Origin of the sequence: Colwellia sp. BRX10-9 (assembly GCF_014077405.1) — a bacterium.
GTDB lineage: Bacteria > Pseudomonadota > Gammaproteobacteria > Enterobacterales > Alteromonadaceae > Colwellia_A.
Map to the genome: position 1 here is coordinate 1 of NZ_JACGVV010000004.1, position 21,723 is coordinate 21,723.

14 protein-coding genes and 1 pseudogene are annotated in these 21,723 nt (G+C 38.3%); 2 read left to right on the forward strand and 13 right to left on the reverse strand.

Going from position 1 to position 21,723, the window contains the following annotated elements:
* The first annotated feature begins 66 nt into the window (after window positions 1-66).
* Entirely contained in the window at window positions 67-1,404 is a 1,338-nt protein-coding gene (gene astB, locus H4J69_RS03470) for an N-succinylarginine dihydrolase (RefSeq protein WP_182244524.1), read from the forward strand.
* Window positions 1,405-1,509: 105 nt separating this feature from the next.
* Here astB and glsB read toward each other — a convergent pair whose 3' ends face one another.
* The 4 genes from glsB to ltaE all read right to left on the reverse strand — a co-directional run bounded on the left by glsB (window position 1,510) and on the right by ltaE (window position 7,666).
* Entirely contained in the window at window positions 1,510-2,442 is a 933-nt protein-coding gene (gene glsB / locus H4J69_RS03475; RefSeq protein WP_083277928.1) for a glutaminase B, read from the reverse strand.
* A gap of 478 nt (window positions 2,443-2,920) precedes the next feature.
* Window positions 2,921-5,230: an ATP-binding protein gene (locus H4J69_RS03480; protein WP_182213399.1), complete on the reverse strand. Its 2,310-nt coding sequence runs from the start codon at window positions 5,228-5,230 to the stop codon at window positions 2,921-2,923.
* 54 nt (window positions 5,231-5,284) lie between these two features.
* Window positions 5,285-6,547 carry a PotD/PotF family extracellular solute-binding protein gene (locus H4J69_RS03485; protein WP_182213400.1) on the reverse strand — a complete coding sequence of 421 codons (1,263 nt, stop codon included), beginning with the start codon at window positions 6,545-6,547 and terminating at the stop codon, window positions 5,285-5,287.
* 99 nt (window positions 6,548-6,646) lie between these two features.
* Complete coding sequence (gene ltaE / locus H4J69_RS03490; RefSeq protein WP_182213401.1) at window positions 6,647-7,666, reverse strand: low-specificity L-threonine aldolase; 1,020 nt, start codon at window positions 7,664-7,666, stop codon at window positions 6,647-6,649.
* A gap of 268 nt (window positions 7,667-7,934) precedes the next feature.
* On the opposite strand from ltaE, the gene H4J69_RS03495 reads away from it, so the two are divergent.
* Entirely contained in the window at window positions 7,935-9,449 is a 1,515-nt protein-coding gene (locus tag H4J69_RS03495; RefSeq protein ID WP_404842389.1) for a leucyl aminopeptidase, read from the forward strand.
* A gap of 109 nt (window positions 9,450-9,558) precedes the next feature.
* On the opposite strand, the gene H4J69_RS03500 is transcribed toward H4J69_RS03495, so the two are convergent.
* The 9 genes and pseudogenes from H4J69_RS03500 to H4J69_RS03540 all read right to left on the reverse strand — a co-directional run bounded on the left by H4J69_RS03500 (window position 9,559) and on the right by H4J69_RS03540 (window position 21,456).
* Window positions 9,559-10,260, reverse strand: coding sequence for a VC0807 family protein (locus H4J69_RS03500; RefSeq protein ID WP_182213403.1), 702 nt, complete (start codon window positions 10,258-10,260; stop codon window positions 9,559-9,561).
* A 137-nt stretch (window positions 10,261-10,397) separates the two neighbouring features.
* Window positions 10,398-13,088 (reverse strand): nitrate reductase, encoded by a 2,691-nt coding sequence (locus H4J69_RS03505; RefSeq protein WP_182244523.1) that lies wholly within the window; start codon window positions 13,086-13,088, stop codon window positions 10,398-10,400.
* Window positions 13,089-13,185: 97 nt separating this feature from the next.
* Window positions 13,186-14,640, reverse strand: a pseudogene (locus H4J69_RS03510) (FAD-dependent oxidoreductase); the annotation flags it as partial.
* A 116-nt stretch (window positions 14,641-14,756) separates the two neighbouring features.
* Window positions 14,757-15,941: an alginate export family protein gene (locus H4J69_RS03515; protein WP_182244522.1), complete on the reverse strand. Its 1,185-nt coding sequence runs from the start codon at window positions 15,939-15,941 to the stop codon at window positions 14,757-14,759.
* A gap of 60 nt (window positions 15,942-16,001) precedes the next feature.
* Complete coding sequence (locus H4J69_RS03520) at window positions 16,002-16,853, reverse strand: ABC transporter ATP-binding protein (protein ID WP_182230003.1); 852 nt, start codon at window positions 16,851-16,853, stop codon at window positions 16,002-16,004.
* A 24-nt stretch (window positions 16,854-16,877) separates the two neighbouring features.
* A complete protein-coding gene (locus H4J69_RS03525) occupies window positions 16,878-17,834 on the reverse strand; it encodes an ABC transporter permease (RefSeq protein ID WP_259367705.1) in 957 nt (318 codons plus the stop codon).
* 123 nt (window positions 17,835-17,957) lie between these two features.
* Window positions 17,958-19,304 carry a CmpA/NrtA family ABC transporter substrate-binding protein gene (locus H4J69_RS03530; RefSeq protein ID WP_182230069.1) on the reverse strand — a complete coding sequence of 449 codons (1,347 nt, stop codon included), beginning with the start codon at window positions 19,302-19,304 and terminating at the stop codon, window positions 17,958-17,960.
* 401 nt (window positions 19,305-19,705) lie between these two features.
* Window positions 19,706-20,779, reverse strand: a complete 1,074-nt coding sequence (locus tag H4J69_RS03535) for a CmpA/NrtA family ABC transporter substrate-binding protein (protein ID WP_182213412.1) — start codon at window positions 20,777-20,779, stop codon at window positions 19,706-19,708.
* A 41-nt stretch (window positions 20,780-20,820) separates the two neighbouring features.
* Window positions 20,821-21,456 carry an ANTAR domain-containing response regulator gene (locus H4J69_RS03540; protein WP_259366313.1) on the reverse strand — a complete coding sequence of 212 codons (636 nt, stop codon included), beginning with the start codon at window positions 21,454-21,456 and terminating at the stop codon, window positions 20,821-20,823.
* Window positions 21,457-21,723: the final 267 nt, after the last annotated feature.

A 21,723-nucleotide genomic window follows, 5' to 3' on the forward strand; every position in this document is an offset into this window, starting at 1 on the left:
TAAAAAAATTAAAAAAATTAAAAAAATTAAAAAAATTAAAAAAATGATTTAAAGGTCGAGGTAATAATGAAAAGTTTCGAAGTGAATTTTGATGGTTTAGTGGGCCCAACCCATAATTATGCGGGTCTTTCTGAGGGGAATGTTGCCTCATTATCAAATACTAATAACAGCTCAAACCCTAAAGAAGCAGCCTTGCAAGGTTTGAAAAAAATGAAAGCGTTGCACGATATGGGGTTAAAACAAGGTGTATTTGCCCCTCAAGAACGTCCTGACCTCTATACGCTTAAAAGGTTGGGCTTTCACGGCAGCGATGCGCAAATATTGTTAGCAGCTTATAAAGCTTCGCCAACACTACTCGCCGCTTGTTGTTCTGCATCAACGATGTGGACAGCCAATGCAGCAACCGTTTCACCATCAGCGGATACGGTTGATAAAAAGGTCCATTTTACCTCAGCTAATTTAGCGAATAAGTTTCATCGTTCACTCGAACCTGAAACGACCAGTAAAATCCTTAAAGCTATGTTCAACGATGATAAGTATTTTCAGCATCATCAGCACCTTAACGATAATGAACACTTTGGTGATGAAGGGGCTGCTAACCATACGCGATTATGTGAAGGTTATGGAGATGCTGGTATAGAGATCTTTACTTATGGTCGTTATGCTTTTAATCGAAATAAACCAGCACCCGTTAAGTTTCCTGCTCGTCAAACGTTGGAGGCGAGTCAGGCGATCGCAAGATTACATGGCCTTTCTGAAGATAAAGCTGTTTTTGTTCAACAAAACCCCGATATTATCGATCAAGGTGTTTTTCATAATGACGTGATTGCCGTCGGTAACCAGAATGTTTTTCTTTACCATGAGCAAGCATATTTAAATACGGCAGAATTCAAAGCCGAAGTCACTCGAAAGTATAACGGCGATAAACTGCACTTTCTTGAAGTTTCAACCGAGCAAGTGTCGATTGAAGCAGCGGTTAATACGTATTTATTTAATACTCAAATTGTCACATTAGCTGATAATTCTATGGCTATTATTGCCCCGATGCATTGTCGGGAAAATAGTCAGGTTAATCATTACCTACAAACATTAATTGCTGGTGATAACCCAATAAATCATGTTGAGTTTTTTGATGTCAATGAAAGTATGAAAAATGGTGGTGGTCCGGCATGTTTACGGCTAAGAGTTGCGCTCACCGAGCAAGAGTTACTTGGGGTTAATCCTGACTGCTTGCTAACACCAGCATTATATAACCGATTAGTGACTTGGGTTAATCGTCATTATCGCGACAAATTAGTCATAGATGATTTACGAGACCCACAATTAATTATTGAGTCACGCACGGCATTAGATGAACTTTCACAAATCTTATCTTTAGGTGCAGTTTATCGTTTTCAACAATAATTATATACTTGCACAATAAGTGACTTTGAGCAGCCGTTTTTAACTAGAAACGTGCTGCTTTTAGTTAACCTAGGTATTTAAGACACAAATAGCTGATGCCAGCGATTAATGGTAAATAGACAAGCCTAATTCTTCTGCAATACCTTCTACTAACTTCATACCAACAACAGAATTACCAAAACTGTTTAACGGTGGGCTCCATGTACAGATCACGCCATAATTTGGCACGATAGCAATTAAACCACCACCCACACCACTTTTAGCTGGTAAACCGACAGAAAAAGCGAACTCACCAGATTGATCATACATACCACTGGTTGACAATATTGCATTAACGCGATGTGCATCTTTTGGACTACAAATAACCCGTTTCGTTAATGGGTCGACACCTTTGTTGGCTAAAAATAGTAAGCTTTGCGCGAGCTGCTCGCAACTCATGCTAATTGAACACTGAGTAAAATAATGGCTGAGTACATCTGGAATTTCGGCTTCAATATTACCAAAGCTTTTCATTAAGTAGGCTAGGGCGGCATTACGATTACCATGGGTGAATTCAGATTGATAAACTTCAAGGTCAACGCGAATGTCTTCATTGTTTGCTAGCTTCCTAACAAAGCCTAAAAAAGCCAACTTACTTGCTGAGTAATGACTGGTTAATACGTCAGCCACTAATAAAGCACCCGCATTTATTACCGGATTTCTGGGGATACCTTTTTCCCACTCCAACTGAATAATAGAATTGAAAGGTTGACCTGAGGGCTCCATTCTTACGCGTTGCCACAAAGAATCACCTAGGCGATTCATCGCCATTACTAAACCAAATATTTTTGAAATACTTTGAATAGAAAAAGCGTGCTGATAATCACCGGCGCCAACTGTTTTTCCGTCAATGGTCGCGACTGCTATGCCGGCAAAGTCGGCTTTTACACTAGCAAGAGCAGGAATATAATCGGCTACAGCACCCTCGACAAAGCTATCACGGTAAGAAAGCAGTAATGCGTTTAGCTTACCTTGTAAGTCAACTATGTTGTTTTTCATATAATGGCTCGATGTTAAAAGTGCAGAGGCGCTATTATGCACAAAATAAATGCGAGATGTTGCCTTAAAGAGACTTATTTAACGCTTTGATCTTAAATAAGTACTCAACAATTAATGAGCTAATCATGCACTTTAGCTTTTTCTTGAGTTTATAAAATATCAATAATCATTGATTATGGGCACAAGATTATTCATCTGTGCAATTTGCAAAAAATTTCATAATGCAACGTAAATTTAAAGATAAATAAGTGGTGTAAAAATAATAGAAAAATTATTTTTTACAATTTATTGGTTTTATGGCCTTAGTGATATTACCCGCATTGAAATATCCTTTGCCGTTACTAAGCCAATAGCCACGGGGTAACTGAACCGTCAACATGGGGTATTTTGCTTTAGGCCTTGTCGTCCTAGTCACACGCCGATTTAACTTTTAGTATTGATGATTTTTATCGCATCATTAATACTAAAAGCCCTATTTTTATGATGTTTTATTATTTTTATTCATCCAAAACGTAAGTTTTTGGTGGAGTTTATTGATATCAATGGGTTTAGCCAGGTAGTCGTTCATACCGGCACTTAAACACCTTTCTTTATCTCCTTTCATCGCATTGGCAGTCATAGCGATAATCGCAATATCTTGGTGCGCTTTCCCTGCCTCTCCGGCTCGGATAGCTTTAGTTGTTTGATAGCCATCCATTTCAGGCATCTGACAGTCCATCAAAATTAAATCGTAACTAGACGAGTTTAGTTTTTCTAGCGCGTGAATACCATTTACGGCTATGTCGGCGCTTAACGTTAATTTGGTTAGAATTTTAGTGGCAACAATTTGATTTATTCTGTTGTCTTCCACCAAAAGTATTTTTTTAAAGGATAAGTTAACCGGGTTAATTGCGATGTCTGGCTCAGCACTGTCAGTAATATCATTTTCTGGTTTTTGATAAACTAAATAAAAGGAAAAGCAGCTACCTTTATTTAAGGTGCTTTTTATATCTATATCTCCGGACATAAGTTCACATAACTGTTTTACAATCGTTAAACCTAAACCTGTACCGCCATATTTTCGAGTGGTTGAATTATCAGCTTGAGAAAATGGAGTGAAAATATTCTGCTGCTGTTCTTCTGAAAGGCCTATACCTGTGTCACTGACTTTACACGAGAAGTTAAGTTGTTCTTTATTTATTTCTGTCAGTTCAACTTCAAGGTCAATAGTGCCTTGTTCAGTAAACTTAATGGCATTACTTAGCAGATTAATCAGTATTTGTTTAAGTCTTGTAGGATCGCCAATAACGGTCTTTTGTGAAAGTGACATCGACCTAATGTTAAGTACTAATGATTTTTTTTCAGCAAGTGCATTCATTATTATGACGACTTCGTTAATAATATCAGTGACATTAAAATGAATACTTTCTATTGCTAGTTTTCCTGATTCAATTTTAGAGTAGTCTAAAATACTATTAATTAAGGTCAACAATGATTCAGAGCTCGAATTTACCAAATTAATATATTCTTTTTGTTCATCGTTTAGTGGCGTGTTAGATAATAAACTCAGCATACCCACCACACCATTCATCGGTGTTCTAATTTCGTGACTCATATTTGCTAAAAACATGCTTTTTGCTTTAGTTGCCTGTTCAGCCCTTTTTTGTGATAGAACCAGCTGTTGATTTAATTGTTGTGACTGTAGTAATAAATCATTGGTTTGTTTGTTTTTTAATTGAAATATAGTCGCCGATTTCATTAGATGACCTATCTCATCTTTGCGATTAACGTTAAGTTCAAGCTTTTCATTAATTATTTTATTTTCAGCAAGTGCATTAAATACTTGAGTTACTTTTTCTATTGGAAATATAAGTCTTTTCAAAATATAGACAGTAATAAGACTGGTCAGGAAAATACCAAGAATAAACATAATATTGCCACGAATAACAGACTCTTCAACTAGGGTGTTCAGCTGAGCGTTACTTGAATCAAGATGGGTTAAAGCAACTTCACTTAAATTTTTTGCTAAATATAAAAATTCGTTAGCAGAGCCAGACATAACCACATTGACTAAGTAATTATAATTTCGGGTTACTTGCGTCAACAAATTAAAGTCACTAGATAAAGCGGTTAATGTTGAAGTAAAGCCATCGATATTGAGTGGCGCTGCGGTACTTTCTACTTGGCTAAAAATAGACTGAAAGTTGGTAATATTCTCAGTATTAGGTCGTATAAAATATTGATAAGCCGAAAGTTGTAAGGCCGAAGTCAGATCTGCAAGTTTCTTGGTTGTTACATGAGTCGTTTGAATAGATTGGTTAAGATGAATACCATTAGAGACCTCATCGGTGATGGTATTTAGATGGCTTAGGTGAGTTACTATGGTTTTATTAAATAATTCACTTTTTTTATCGATGAGTAAGACAACCGAATCAAAGTTTTCTCGATAAGCTTTTAAGTGATCACGCATACTCTCTATCGCGACTTGCTGATCGGTGCCAATGTTATTTTTTTCGATAAAGAGCGAGGTTATAGCTAATTTCCCTGTTACCGAACTCATCATGTCATTTAATCGTTTTAATACTGAAGAAGCTTGATTTTCTTTATAAATAAGCACATTGCGCTGTAAATCTAAAACATCTTTCTCTAATGCTTTAACCTGAACGACTCCATCAACTATTTCTTGATTAGAGGCTAAGCCCGTTACTAATCGTTTTTGGTTCTGATACGAAACAGTCTCCTGGCCGATAAAAAGTAAAATAATGAGGGCGAGCGAAAGCATCAATTGTGTTTTTAAACTTCGAAACATTACTGGCACCCTTGAGTTTGAATGCTTATTATATTGGCATAAAAATTTGATTGTTTAAGCATTAATAAATTCATACCACTTTTGCAGGCTATAGTCATAGGTTGGCATAACAGTATTCCAAACAGCAACATTGCTAAATCGTTTTTCATAACTGCCCCCGCGACGAATATTTCCTTTATAAACAGATACTTTATTATCAGTACCTTTTAAGTCGATCGCGGCGGGTTTTCCGTCATACCAGTAATCCCACTCTTGCGGAGAAAGGTAGCGAGCAGTACGCTCAGGGTTTGAAATATAATAGCCTTGTCTGGCAATGTAAGCACCTGGCCAACCAGATAGCCACCAATTCATATAATCATAGGCTGCGTCTTTTACCTTGCCAGTTGTCGCCTTAGATAAACACATAACTCCGTGCCAACCGCGATAACCCTCTTTAGGTGCTGCGTAAGTTACCGGTACATTCATGCCGTTTAGTGAGGCTACAGCAGGAGAAAACATGCTTTCTATTACCACACGACCCGATTTCATAAATTGAATCGACTCAGGCACCGAAGTCCATAAACCACTGAAGTGACCTGCTTGTTTCAAGCCTATTAATATACCAAAAAGTTTGTCTAATTCTGGCTTGGTCATGGCGCCAATATTATTAAATGACATTAGATTCTTAGCTTGTGCGGCGAGAGCTAAGTCAAAAAGACCTATGGTCGGCGCATTGATAATACCGACACGGCCACTGTATTTTTCATCTAATAGCCAGCCCCAACTTTCAGTCTCGTAAGGTATGCCTTTTTTAATAAAGTCAGTGTTGTAGCCAAAAGAGTCAACATTATGCACATAGGGTAAGAAACTTAAATCGTTGGTATGGTTTTCGCCTAATTGATTGTTTTTTTGTACGTGTAATATTTTATAAGGTGCATCGCCGTCACCGAGTTTCGCCGACTGCGTTATTTTTCCTGTTTTACTTAGGTTATTAATTTCATCCCAATGGGTTATTCTTCTTTTGTCTATCGATTGAATAGCACCAGAGCGCCAAAGCACATTAATACTGTTTGACCATTGCTCATAGAGATCAAATGACTGAGGAAACATTGACGCTTTTTGTAAAACTGCAGCGCTACCTTTAGGCTCAAATATCAAATTTATCCCTAGGTCTTCCATCGCTTTTTGTCGTAATTCTTCTTGTAATGTTACATGCGTACCCAATATGCGTAAGGTCACCTTATTGCGCGCAAATACATAGGGCGCTTTGGCAATGGCTATGGTTGCCGCGCCGCCTAAGGCTATTTTCTTAATCACGCTTCTACGAGACTTATCCATTTGATTTTTCGCATATAATTTATTTGATATATCGAGTATAGATAATTAATCAAAATAATCTATTACGAATAGCACAATATTTACTTTTTAGTTAAAAATTTAAGCTACGCTCGTTAAGTGATTTTTTACCGCTGTAATAAAGCTATTAATATCTGCTTTACTAATATCTAAGTGAGTTACCAAACGCATGTTTTCACTGGGGGATATTAGAATTTTTTTTGTTTTTAGCGCGTTAGCCATGGTATTAATATCGATAGAACTGTCGACTTTTACAAAGACCATATTAGTGGTGACTTGCTCTACATTAACAGTAAACCCGCTTATTTTATTAAGTTGCTCTGCCAAGTAATAAGCATTTTCGTGGTCAACTTTAAGTTTTTCAACATTTTCGGTTAACGCTATTTTAGCTGCTGCACAGAGAATACCGGCTTGACGCATTCCGCCACCCAGTACTTTTCGCCATCTTCTTGCCTGCTTTATGATTTGCGTTGAACCTAGTAGTAATGAGCCAATTGGTGCGCCTAAGCCTTTAGATAAACAAATCGACATGCTATCAAAATATTGGGCTATCTCAGTGATATCTACGTCTAATGCGGTCGCAGCGTTATATACTCGCGCGCCATCTAAATGCAAACTTAATTGATGCTTATTAACAAACTCGCGCAGTTCTGCTAAATAGTGTAACGGCAATACTTTACCATTTATGGTATTTTCAATGCTAACCAGTTTTGTGTGAGCAAAATGTGAATCATCTGGTTTAATCGCTTGGGCAAGCTTAATTAAGCAAAGGGTGCCATCTTTCTCATTTTCTATCGGTTGTGGTTGAATTGAACCTAGTACTGCCGCGCCACCACCTTCAAATTTGTAGTTGTGGGCTTGTTGGCCACACAAATACTCGTCGCCTCGCTGACAGTGTGCCATTAAGGCGAGTAGATTTGCTTGTGTCCCTGAGCTACAAAAGAGTGCAGCATCAAAGCCATGACGTTTGGCAGACCATTGCTCTAATTCATTTACTGTTGGGTCGTCACCATAAACATCATCACCAACCTCTGCCTGCGACATTGCATTGCGCATTTTCAAGGAGGGTCTTGTTACGGTGTCAGAGCGAAAATCAATCATGTTAAATCCAAGTAAAATATTAATAGCAAGAAAGTATAAACGGTTATGCCGCCCTAAATATAGGTAATTAACACCATTTTAAAAAAGACATACATTGATAATGTTTTTTATTAAATACCAGATAAAAATCAATCATATTAATCTTTAATTGATCGCTATAAAATCCTATTTTATATGAATATTTTCCTTGGAATAGTCATTGAACTAATATGACTTTATTGTCGTATATCTTAATATTATTCTTATTATCCATTAAATAGAGGTTTTTATGTTGTTAAAACGTACCACCATCTCAGTTGTTTTAGGCGCTATGCTTGCTAGCACAACGGTATTGGCAGAAACAATAACTTTTGCAGATTCTGTTTCAACGGTTGCAGATACCTTAGTTATCTTTCACACAAAAGAGGGGAAAAATAGTGATTTCTCTGCATTCGATAAGGAAAGTCAAGGTCACTTAAGTAGAGCTGTGAAAGCAGAAGATTTCAGCAGTGAGTACGGTAGCTTTTTACAAGTTGTTGCACCTTATGGTTTACATTATGAGCGTGTGTTAATTGTTGGAACAGGCCCACAAGCACAACTGAGTAAAGATAAGTTGACCGCTTTGGGCGGTAACTTATTGGCTAAGTTAGACACTAAATTAACTCAGGTTATTAAAGTATCAACTGATGATTTAGTGTCTAGCAATACAGCCGCATCTTTATTGGCACATGGTGTAAGTTTACGTGCTCATCGTTTTGAGCAGTATCACAATGAAAAGCGTAGTGAAAAAACGTTTATGTTTGATGTTGAAAATGGCAAGCAAGCTCAAGCAGCGTATGCCCCATTAGCTAATATCGAGCAAGGTGTCTTTTTAGCGCGAGATTTAACCAGTGAAGTACCGACAGAGATGACACCTGTTGCTTTTGCTAATGCGGCAAAAGAGTTAAAAAAACTCGGTGTCGAAATAAAAGTGTTAACGCCTAAACAGATTAAAAAATTAGGTATGGGAGCACTTGAGGCTGTTGGCCGTGGTAGTAAAGAAGGGTCACGTTTAGTTGTTGCCCATTATCAAGGTAACGATGAGGCACCGATCGCTTTAGTGGGAAAAGGTATTACCTTTGACTCTGGTGGCTATAGCATTAAAACCGGCGCATCTATTGCCCGAATGAAGTCGGATATGGCCGGTGCAGCTGCAGCGTTAGGGACTATTAAGGGACTTGCTTTAAATAAAGCTAAAGTGAATGTTGTTGCTGTCATGGGGATGGCGGCTAATATGGTCTCTCAATTTTCTATAGCACCTGGAGATGTTGTTAAAACAGCAGAAGGGCTAACGGTTGAGGTGGTTAATACAGATGCAGAAGGGCGCTTGGTTTTATCTGATGCACTCTGGTATGCGCGTCAATACTACAAGCCAGAAATCATGATAGATTTAGCCACTTTAACGGGCTCAAAAGTTCGAGCATTAGGTGACCGTTATGCTGGTTTATTCTCAGATGACGAAGCGTTAGTTACCGAATTAACCTTTGCAGGTAAACAAGTGAATGAAAATTTATGGCGATTACCGCTAGGGTATAAAGATATGCTTGAAACGGACATTGCAGATTTAAAGAATACCGGTTCAGGTGGGCCAGGTGCAACCACAGCAGCTAGTTTTCTCCAGCACTTTGTTGGCGATGTACGATGGGCTCATCTTGATATTGCCGGTAATGCCCTTAGCAGTAAAGCAAAAGATGAAGTACCCACCGGCGGTACAGGTTTTGGGGTGAGGTTATTGTCTGAATGGTTAATGACTAAAGAAAAATAGTACAGGGTTATTAACTGAGCAATACAAAAATTGACTTTATTGAAAATAGACGGAGTAGGTCGAGCATTATCCACTTACATCCGTCTATAATTAATCGGTAATTAGGAGGTTATTTCTCACCGTTTAATATTTTTTCTAACGTTAAATCTGTTAATTTCATGGTACTTTTTACCACATAGAACATAATTGCAATTAGCATCACCATTGAAGGTACGGCAATCACGGGATAACTTAACAGTGTCATTTCGCCAAGTTGCTCATTAAACTCTACTGTGCCAGCGGGGCTAATAACAATCCATTTAGCTAATAAGTAATTCATCGTGGCAGAAAAAACAAAGGTTGAAGCTAAAAGATGATTTGCCCACTGAATTCTTGCTTTAAACTGATCAGTTTTGTTTTTGCTTGCTAGCGTTTGATAGATTAAATCTAAATTAAATAACAGTGGATTTAACAATATTTTAGCAATTAAGGGTTTTCCCCAAAAACCAGATATCAGCACAACTATGCCGATAACAGATGGAATGGCAGCTTCTTTGATAGCGAGCCATTCAACGTCCAGTTCAAATAAACCTATGCCACCCGTTAACAAGGTACTGAAAAATCCTAATAAGGAAATAAAATTCATCGACTTGTTTTTAATAAAATCATACAAGCCATAACCGAGTGGAAACAATAAGGCGAAAATTAAGGCCGGTACAGTGCCTAAATACTCATCTGTTGAAAGTTTCATTAAAATAATCGATGGAATAGCAATATTATATAGGAGTTCTAAAAAGGTATTTGGGCGTTTAACAGGTGTTTGAATTGGCATTATATTTCATATTTAGGCACAACTGACCATCGCCAGTTTATTTAAGTCTGCCGACATTTTATCTAATAATAGCTAAAATGTCATATTATAATCTGCTAGTGCTCGCAAGCTTTACATTTACTGGCAAGCGCTATCCATTATTCTTCCCAGGTGCTGTTAATTAATGTGGCTTTATCGATGTGATGTTCACTAAGTAATGCAGCTAATTCTGATTTACATGAACCACAGTTTGTGCCACATTTTAACCCCTCTCCTAATTGTTCAACAGAACTACAGCCGCCTTTAATGGCGCCTACAATGTCTTTTTCACCAATATTAAAGCAGCTACAAATTTGTTTACCTTTGGCGAACTCTTCACTTGAAGTCCCTGCGAGTAAAGATTTAATATTGGCTTCGCTTAGAGATGACTGACCAAAAGCATAATTAATCCATGCGCTTTCAATACGGGGCTGTGTTGTTGACATATAACACAAGAAAACTAATTTATTGGCTTGTAAGCAAATAATGTAAGAGGTGCCTGCTTGGCTAAATTGGTGCCACTCACCAGATATATGGCTGCTTGTTTGACACCAATTTAAAAGGTCACTTTCAAGTTCAATATTAGCAAATTGATAACTAAGGCCATAATGGGTGCGTGCTTTATTCCAAAAGTCATTACTCATTTGGCATTGCACGATAAATTCTTCGCTAAGATGAAGTTGACCAAACTGGACAAAATCTGTTTTGCTTAATGCGATCGCGCCATGCTTCATTTCAGGTTGACCAGAAAACGGGTCGGTAATGCTCTCATATAAGTTGTTAACATTTGCGCTAGACGCAAATTGCTTATTCCAATGAATAGGCATAAAACATTCATTAGAACGCTGGTTTTTATCTAACTTTGCATGCACTTTTGCTTGCCCAGTATTTGATGCAATATTGACTATCTCATCATCTATTATGCTTAATCGCGCCGCGTCATCAGGATTAATATAAAGGTAACATTTATCGGTATGAGCGGTGAGCTGAGGGGATTTGCCGGTTCGAGACATCGTATGCCATTGATCTCTTAATCGACCACTGTTTAGCCTAAAGGGAAATTTAGCGGATAATTTTTGAGTTGGCTGGCGTGGCGTAATAGGAAAAAAGACAGCTTTACCTGAAGGGGTAGAAAACTTACCCTCTTCATAAACACGTTTTTTACCTTCAGGATAGGTATCATTAACTGGCCATTGTAGAGGCTTTAAACGGTTATACTGTTTTGGAGTAATGGCTGAAAATGCAGAGATATCAAAGACTCGTTTGCCATTGTTTTCAAAACCTGACAGTTGAGCGAACTCTCTAAATACCTCACTAACGTGTGAATAGTCAAAGCCTGAAAAACCCATGGCCGTGGCAACGTCCGCAATAATTTGCCAGTCGTGCTTTGCTTGTCCGCTCGGAGCTATAGCATTAGTTTGGCGCGAAATTCTGCGCTCTGAGTTGGTAACGGTACCGTTTTTTTCTAGCCATGGCGTTGCCGGTAGTTTTACATCAGCAAAGTCTAACGTATCATTATTTTCAGCACAGTCTGAGACCACAACATATTCACATTTATTTAATGCTTGGGCTATTTTTTTAACGTCGGGCAAGCTTACCATCGGGTTAGTTGCCATTATCCAGACCGCTTTTATTTTACCTTCATCGATAGCGTCAAACAGATCAACCGCCTTATAACCTGCTTTAACAGCGATAGTGGGGGATTGCCAAAAACGTTGCACTGTTGAGCGGTGTTCAGGGTTTTCAATATCCATATGAGCGGCTAATTGATTAGACAAACCTCCCACTTCTCTACCGCCCATAGCGTTGGGTTGACCTGTGATAGAAAAAGGCCCACAACCGTCTTTGGCTATTTTTCCGGTGGCTAAATGACAATTAATAATGCTTTGACACTTATCAGTGCCTGAGTTTGACTGGTTAATGCCCATTGAATAAAAGCTGAGTACTTTTTCAGTGTCGGCAAATAATTGATAGACACTGGCAAGGGTTTGTTGGTCAATATCGCAATAGGCTGATACTTCAGCGAGTGACCATTTTTTTGCTGCTAATAAAGCTTGTTCGAAACCTTGGGTATGCTGTGCAATATAGTCATTATTTAAGCCATTGTTAGCGCTTAAGTAGTTTAAAAGACCGTTAAAAAATGCGGCGTCAGTGCCTGGCTTTATCGGTAAAAAATAATCAGCTATTTGACAGGTTGCGGTTTTACGCGGGTCAATAACCACAATTTTCATCGCTGGATTACGTTTTTTAGCACGTTCAATACGTTGAAATAATACCGGATGGGTCCAAGCGGCATTAGAGCCGGTAATTAATAACAGCTCTGTACTGTCTAAATCGTCATAGCTACATGGTACAACGTCCTCACCGAAACTGCGCTTATAAGCGGCAACCGCTGAAGACATGCAAAGGCGTGAATTGGTATCTATATTGGCTGAACCTATATAGCCTTTCATTAATTTATTCGCCAGATAATAATCTTCAGTCAGTAGCTGTCCTGATACATAAAAAGCCACGGCATCAGCACCATGCTCTTTAATAATTTGTGTAAATTTATCGGCAACATGATTTGTCGCTGTTGACCAATCAACCGTTTTATTATTTATTTGTGGCTCAAGCAAGCGGTTGGTTAAATCTGTGGTGGCTAATAAATTGGTACCTTTAACACACAGTTGTCCAAAGTTGGCTGGGTGCTCTATGGTGCCGACTAATGCACTGGCCTTGCCATTGTTAACCGTAATATCAATACCACAACCTACACCACAGTATGCACAAGTTGATTGAACAATATGTGACGATTGAGAACAACTCATAAAATTTACCTTTAAAACAGAGAATGATATACAGCCCGCTTTATATGGGATGTTTTGTTTATTTATTTATGTTCGAATTTTATTCGATGACATTTAGACAAATATCTTGTTTAACTTTCACAGCACGGCTTGCAAATTCTGCCTCAGCCAGATTTTTCAATAAAGCGCTACAACCGCCACATCCGCTACTGGCTTTAGTACAAATTTTAATATCATCTAGGGTATAAGCTCCTTGAACGATTGAGCTGATAATATTGCTTTTTGTGACCTGATGACATGAACAAATAATCGCGCTATCAGGTAGTGCACCAACGTCTAATGTTGGCTTTTCACCTGACCAAGGCAATATCAGCGTTTCGGGTGATTCAGGTAAACCTATGTCATTAAGCATATATTGCAATAACGTGTCGTATTCACGGGTATCACCAATTAATACTGCGCCAAGCATTTTGCTTTTGTCACTAGAGATAACAATTTTCTTGTAAACGCCAGCCGGTTGATTTTGATAGGTATAGGTTATTGCCCCGGTTGTTTTTGCGTGAGCGTCACCTATTGAGCCTACTTCAACACCCATGAGTTTCAATTTGGTACTCATATCGGCACCGGTAAACAAGGTTTGTTCACCCATAATATGTTTTGCCGCCACCTTAGCCATCTGGTAACCCGGCGCCACTAAACCAAAAATGAAGTTGTTCCAAAGCGCACATTCGCCAATCGCATAGATATTTTTATCTGAGGTTTGGCAGTGGTCATTAATCACAATACCGCCTCGTTCACCCATTTCAAGCGCGAATGATTTAGCTAGATTGTCATAAGGGCGAATACCTGCGGAAAATAAAATAAGGTCAGTTTCTAGCTCGGTATTATCACTAAAACACAGTTTATAACGACAGATTTCGCCGTCTTCAATTACGCTGGTGGCTTTTGATGTATGCACCTCAACACCTAAAGCTTCAATTTTTTCTTTTAATAAGCGACCGCCACCAGCATCAATTTGTACCCCCATTAATTGTGATGCAAATTCAACGACATGGGTTTTTAAGCCTAAGTGGCTTAGCGCATTTGCAGCTTCAAGGCCGAGTAAACCACCGCCGATAACCACCCCCACTTTACTGACCTTTGCGCTGGCCTGAATCTTATCTAAGTCATCTATGGTGCGATAAACCAAACAATGCTCGCGGTCTTTTCCTGGAATAGGCGGTACAAAAGGATAAGAGCCAGTGGCTAAGATGAGTTTGTCATAAGCGATAACTTGGCCGTTTTGTGTGACAACATGCTTATTGCTGCGATCGATATCAACAACTTTGGCATTAGTTTGAAAATTTACCGTCCAATCTTGGTAAGTTGTTTCGTCAGCCATGGCCAGATCTGCCGCTGTTTTACCGCTAAAGTATGTTGAAAGGTGAACACGGTCATAAGCAAGGCGAGGCTCTGCTGACAAAACGGTTATCTCAATGGCTTGAGCAGCTGTGTTCATTTGAGCCAATTGCTCAACAAAATGGTGACCCACCATGCCGTTACCGACCACGACAACTTTTTGTTTCTCTATGATTTGTTGGTTACTTGAGCTAATTTTATTTACCTGCTGCAATAGTGATATGGGTTTACAATTTGTGATAACGCTTAACAAACCTGTAGAGCGTTATCATTATAAGTGTGTTTGGAGAGCTAAAAATTTGCACTTACCCAAAGCCAAATTTTATCTGTATCAACTTTACCTGCAGTAGAATCGCCTGCTGAGTAAGCCGCATACTTTAAGCCTGCCTTATAATTCTTAGCGAATTTTTTCGCGTAAACGGCATTAATTTCGCTGCCTAAATCATCAACCGTATTGGTTGATTCATCAGCAGAATAATCATGAATTGTCACTGTCCAACCGCCGCCGAATGCTTTACCTGACACAGAGGCATAAAGATCAACCAAGCCTTCTTTTGGTGTGCCTAAAAATTGATCTGCCCAACCATTGAATTTATGCAGTGTCGCCAGTGGTGTTGAAAACCCAACCATTGAATCATCACTGCCTAGAACTTCTGCACCTAATTTAAGAGTTAGCGCATCAAAGCTATAGCCGCCTTCTATGGCCATATAGCTTGCAGAGTAGTCAGTTGCGCCGCTTTCTGAATCTTGAGTAGCAAATTCGGCTGAATATGAAAACTTGTCTTTTTTACCGTTAAAACTCACCCCGAAAGTATCTAAGCTATTAGCGGTTCCTTCATCAACTTCTAAGAGATAGCTGTAAACGGTTAGTTTGCCATAACTCGTTTTGTAGGCGAGGTTAAGTAAATGGTCTTTTGCATTAAAATCTTTTTCATTGGAAAAAATACGATTACGTTTATTAATGTAGCTATAGCTCATTTTTACATTGTCTAATGCGTCATAAGTTATGGTCGCGGCATCAAATGTTTGTCTATCTTGACGCCATCCTACATGCCCAACATAACGATGATTATCTAAGGTCAGTACTTGGCGACCGACTTTAGCGGTGATCCCATCTTTTTTGTATTGCACATAAGCTTGGTCTAATTCAGTCGTTTCTGGATCGGCAATAACAGAATATTCAGTATTATTGCCCACGGCATCGTTATACCTGTTAATACCCGCTACTTGGCGTGAGTCTTCAAATTCAACAACTGCGGTAAAATTATTGTAGCTAGCACTGGTGTAATTTAGACGAGTTCTTAGCGTTAACGCTGAGGCATCTTTTTTGGTATTGTCTTGATCAACTTTTTCATATCGCAAGTTTAAATCTATACTGGCTTTAGCTTTAGTCTCGCTATTTGCGGTTGCTGAAGCACTGGCACTTGCTAACAAAACCACTGCCGTAATTTTTGAGAATGTATGAACGTTTTTCATGGTTTATCCCTTAAAGTTTTTTTAAATTATTTTTATAATTTTTCAATTTAGCGAAATATATTAAGCAACACTGGACGTCTTTTGTTTTACTTCAGCTTTTTCAGTTGATTTAGCTGTAGGAATAACTTCAACTTTTCTTTGTTTTTCATACAAAAAAGTTAAAACAGCTGAGCGCAATCGGTTATATTCAACATCTTCTGCTAGCGCTAAACGGTTTCTTGGATGAGGTAAGTTGACGTCTAATATTTCGCCTATTGTCGCGGCTGGCCCGTTGGTCATCATGACAATGCGATCTGATAATAAAACAGCTTCATCTACGTCATGGGTGATCATGATGACGGTGTTGTTAAGCTTTTGCTGAATTTCCATTAATGAGTCTTGCATATGAGCTCGCGTTAAAGCGTCGAGCGCACCAAAAGGTTCATCCATCAAAAGTACTTCTGGTTTCATTGCTAAAGCTCTGGCAATACCAATACGTTGTTTCATACCGCCTGAAATTTCATCAGGACGCTTGTCTTTTGCATGATCCATATGAACTAAACGTAAGTTATGTTCGATCCATTCTTTCATTTCGCTTGAAGACATTTTATTTTTGAAGACTTGTTTTACCGCTAACTCAATATTTTGATAGGCGGTTAACCAAGGCAATAATGAATGGTTTTGAAAAACAACAGCACGTTCAGGGCCGGGTTCTGTTACTTCTTTGTTATTTAATAATACGCCACCTAATGTTGCTCTGTGCAAACAGGCAACAATATTCAATACGGTTGATTTACCACAACCTGAATGACCTATAAGTGAAATGAATTCACCTTTTTTTATTTGTAAATCAACACCCTTTAACGCGGTAAAATCACCTTTAGGGGTTGGAAATACCATATCTACTTTGCTGATGTCTAAAATAATGCTCATGTGATTTCCTTAATCCTATATTGGCTAAAGTTGTGCGCTTGATTTGTCCCAAGACAATATTCTTTGCAGTTGCAGCATGGTTCTATCAAGCATGTAGCCAATAAGGCCTATGGTTAATACTGCGGTCATAATGCGACTAAGAGATTGTGAGCTGCCGTTTTGGAATTCATCCCAAACGAACTTTCCTAACCCTGGATTTTGTGCCAGCATTTCAGCCGCAATAAGTACCATCCAAGCAATACCTAATGACATTCTCATGCCAGTAAAAATGGCAGGAATGGAAGCAGGTAAAACAATTTTTTGAATATGAACGTGTTTAGGCAGGCTTAATACTTTACTGACATTCACCCAGTCTTTATTTATTGAAGCCACACCAAAAGAAGTGTTGATGACCATAGGCCAAAGACTACATAAAGTTACTGTGATTAAAGAGGTGATAAAAGATTTAGCAAACATAGGATCAGGAGATACATAAAGTGCACTGACTACCATGGTTACTATCGGTAGCCAAGCCAAAGGAGATACGGGTTTAAAAATTTGTATAATAGGGTTTATTGCCGTATTTAAATTTTTACTTAAACCAATGGCAATACCTAAGGGAATAGCAACAACAGCAGCCACTAAAAAGCCACTAATTACCGTCACTAAACTGGTGAATATTTGGTCTAAAAATGTTTCTTTACCGGTATAAACTCGTATTTTAGCTTGATAGCTTGGATCTTTTGCCATGCGCACTTTATTTCGTTCGTCCTGGCGAATATAAAAAGCATCTTCTTTGTCGCGTTCAGCATTATGTTCATCAATTAAATTAACTACTTGAGTAGCCACTGCACTGGGGCCAGGGAATTTTCCGAGCGAAGTATCAATGCTACTTGCCGTAAACGACCATAGCAGCATAAAACAGAAGATACCGGCCATAGGTAATATCAACGCTTGTGCCTTTTCTGAAATAAAGGACCCGATTATTTTGTTATTACTCATTGGCACAATACCTAATGTTTTTTTATTAATTACAGCAGTCATTTTTGCTCTCCTTTATGCGCTGCCAGTTAATGGACAGCGCATAACTACTCAGTAAAGTACTGGCTAAAATACGACAAGGTTCTAAAGTTTGTCACCGGCTTTTAGGCCAATTTTAAACTTGTTTATATAGGCGTTTGGTTGAGTACCGTCATAAACAATGTTGTCAATAAAGTGTTTTTGAGGAGCACGGAAACCGTCTTCACCGACTAAGTCTGAAAAGTCGCTTTTAGACAATAACTTGTCATCAACTAATGATTGCGCTGCAGCCATGTAAATATCAGGACGATAAACTTGTGCGGCAATATCTTTGTACCAACTATCAGGTTTGTCATCGCTAATTTGTCCCCAACGACGCATTTGTGTTAAATACCAAATAGCATCAGAGTAGTAAGGATAAGTGGCGTTGTAGCGAAAGAATACGTTGAAGTCAGGTACTGAACGCACATCGCCTTTTTCGTACTCGAAAGTCCCTGTCATGCTGTTTGCGATAACGTCGTAATCAGCACCAACATAGTTCGATTGAGATAAAATTTTCACTGCTTCTGGACGGTTAGCATTATTGTTTTCGTCTAACCATTTAGCGGCACGAATCAATGCGCGTGTTAAACGAATGGTGGTATTTGGGTATTTGTCAGCAAAGGCTTTAGTAATACCAAATACTTTTTCCGGGTTGTTCTTCCAAATTTCATAATCGGTAACGACCGGCACACCAATGCCTTTAAATACGGCTTGTTGGTTCCAAGGTTCACCTACACAATAACCATAAATAGTGCCGGCTTCCATTGTGGCTGGCATTTGTGGAGGAGGCGTTACTGACAACAGCACTTGTGCGTCAATCTTTCCTGATGTATCACCTTTATGAGGAGCGTAAAATCCAGGATGAATATCACCAGCCGCTAACCAATAGCGTAACTCGTAGTTATGTGTCGACACTGGAAACACCATACCCATGTTGAAAGGTTTGCCTTCATCAAGATACTTTTCTACAACAGGCTTTAAGGCATCAGCTTTAATAGGATGAACAGGTCTTCCATCGGCTTGCTTAGGAATATTGACCTTCATTTGCTTCCAAATTTCATTAGAAACAGTAATCGCATTGCCATTTAAGTCCATTGAAAAAGGCGTAATGATTTCAGCTTTAGTCCCGTAACCAATCGTTGCTGCAATGGGTTGGCCAGCAAGCATGTGAGCACCGTCTAATCGACCATCTATAACGCCATCAAGTAATACTTTCCAGTTAGCTTGAGATTCAATCGTGACGTATAAGCCTTCATCTTCAAAAAATCCTTTCTCATAAGCAATAGCGATAGGGGCCATATCGGTTAATTTAATAAAACCAAATTTAAGTTCTTCTTTTTCTGGGTAGCCTAGCTCTGCTGCTTGCAAAGACGAAGTCAGTAGGGAGCCAGAAATACATAGTCCTGCAATAACAGTACGGCATAATTTTTTACATTCATTTTTTAAAGTCGTTTTCAAAATACCTTTCTCCAAATAAAAAAAGCCCACAGTACTTCGGATACAATCCGAGTACTGTGGGCTTCAATGCCAAACTAATAATGACTACGTCGTTGCAGTGCGATTAGTTTTAACGAAATAAGTTTTGAGTCAATTTTCACTTTATCGTTAAAACAACCGCTGTTGATTGAATTAACATGAAAACGCTATTAACTATAAAGCACAATTAGTGCCACCTATTAATTGTATTTAAAATCAGTGGCTTACTTTATTTTATGTTTTTTGATTAAATACTTTGCTCCAACAGTGAGAAGTATTTGCACTATTTTGGTGTCTATAGGCCTGTAGGCAGATACTTCATTTTAATAAAGGCTCTACTTATTCTTATATATTACAGCTTGATAAATATCTTCCCTGTAGATCGAAGTAATGTCTAGATCCGTTATTTGTTGTCTGTTTATGTGTCCACACGCTTGCATTAATTTGGCAATGTTTTCACCGTAATGATGTGCTGGCCTATTGAATGTGGGATCACCTAATGTCGAAAATTGTTGATAGCTTTCTACTTTACGAGGTGATGTATTGTTAAGGGTTAGGCAACTCCCCATTAATGAAGGCGCAATTACGTCGATATGTGTGTCTAAATACTTTGCACGACTCAAGAACCTCGCTGCTTCAAAGCGATTGGGAATATTTTCAAGCCATTGGCATGCTTCATATAAAGCTGATACTAAAGCAAATGTTGTTTCTGGGTGCTTAACTTGCCAATCAGACATTAATCCAAGCACCTTCTCAGGTGAATCTTCCCATAAGTCAGAAGAAGTAACACCTGTGATGCCAACACCTTCTCTAACCGCTTTAGCATTCCAAGGACTACCGACACAAAAGCCATCAAGATCCCCTGAATGCATAGATGGCACCATGTTTGAAGGAGGTACAATTAATAAATTAATGTCTGATGGATCGATATCACTATTCTTTAGCCATTCAACAAGTTGATAATGATGACAGCTATAAGGAAAAACGACAGCGAAGGTTAATTTATTACCTTCTTTTTTTCGTTGCTCTATTTCATGTCTCAATATATTGGCCGAAAATGGCATACTGATCTCATTGGTATTGTGTTGTAATAATATTTTTTGGTAGAGTTTAGTCGATAACGTGATGCCATTACCGTTACGACTCAATATCATTGGGGCAATCACGGTTGACTTTTGTCCGTGTAAACCTAAGTTACAGGCAATGGGCATAGGGGCTAACATTTGGGCGGCGTCAATAACTCCGCTATGCAATTTATCTCTTAATGTGGCCCAAGAATTTTGTTTTGTTAGGTTTACGTTAAGCCCCCATTTTTCGAAAAATCCCATTTCATGAGCAATGACTAAGGGGGCACTATCTGTTAATGGCATAAAGCCAAGGGTTATATTTTTTTTTTCAATATTAAACATAATTGATATTCTCTACAATTCTTTAACACGTCTTTAAATATCTAAAAAATGCTAGCAACAGAAAGGATGTTTTTGGCAACATCATCCATTTTCTGGCTGTTATCCATCGCTATTTTTCGAATGAAGTGATACGCATCTATTTCAGACAGTTGTTTTGTTTCCATTAACCAACGTTTAGCTTTATCGATACTTTTCTGGCTAGACAATTTTTGTTTAGTGTCAGCAAGTTCTTGTTTTAGTCCTTGAAAAAGCTCAAATCTCGCAATAGCCACATCAATAATTGACTTCACTCTTGTTTGGTTAACTTCCCCTACAACATAAGCACTAACCCCTGATTTGACCATCTGATTAATGGTAGTATTGGCACATTGTTGTTCTGAAAAAACTACGATAGGTTTTGGGGCGAATTGAGAAATTTTATTGAGGTTTTCAAGCATATCTCTGTTTGGAGATTCTATATCAATAATGATAACGTCTGGGTTTAGCTGTTTAACATCTCTTAATAAAGGTACGCCAGAATGAGCAACATGATAGATATCATATTGCTCATTTATCAGTACGCTCATTAATACCTTTGCTTTTGCATGGTTTATTTCAGCAAGCAATACTTTTAATCCTGATGGAACATCCTGATATATGGTATTTTTATTAGGCAAAGACAAGGTTTTATTTTTCAATTTATTCAAATTAAAATTAAGAATTAAGTATATTTAAAATATTAAAGCACAATTCACACCAGAAGTTTAATTGAATTTATATCAATTGGTTAGGATTATCCTTTGATTTTTTATACTCGTTTTTATTAGTTTGTGATGCAAAGATGCACCAAAATAACCTCTTCCAGGATTGAACTGTTTAAACACCTTAGCATGTAGAATTGGGATAATTAATCTTCGCGTATGCATACTTTTTTTTAGCAGGTGCTAAGTGAGTCATATTAGGCT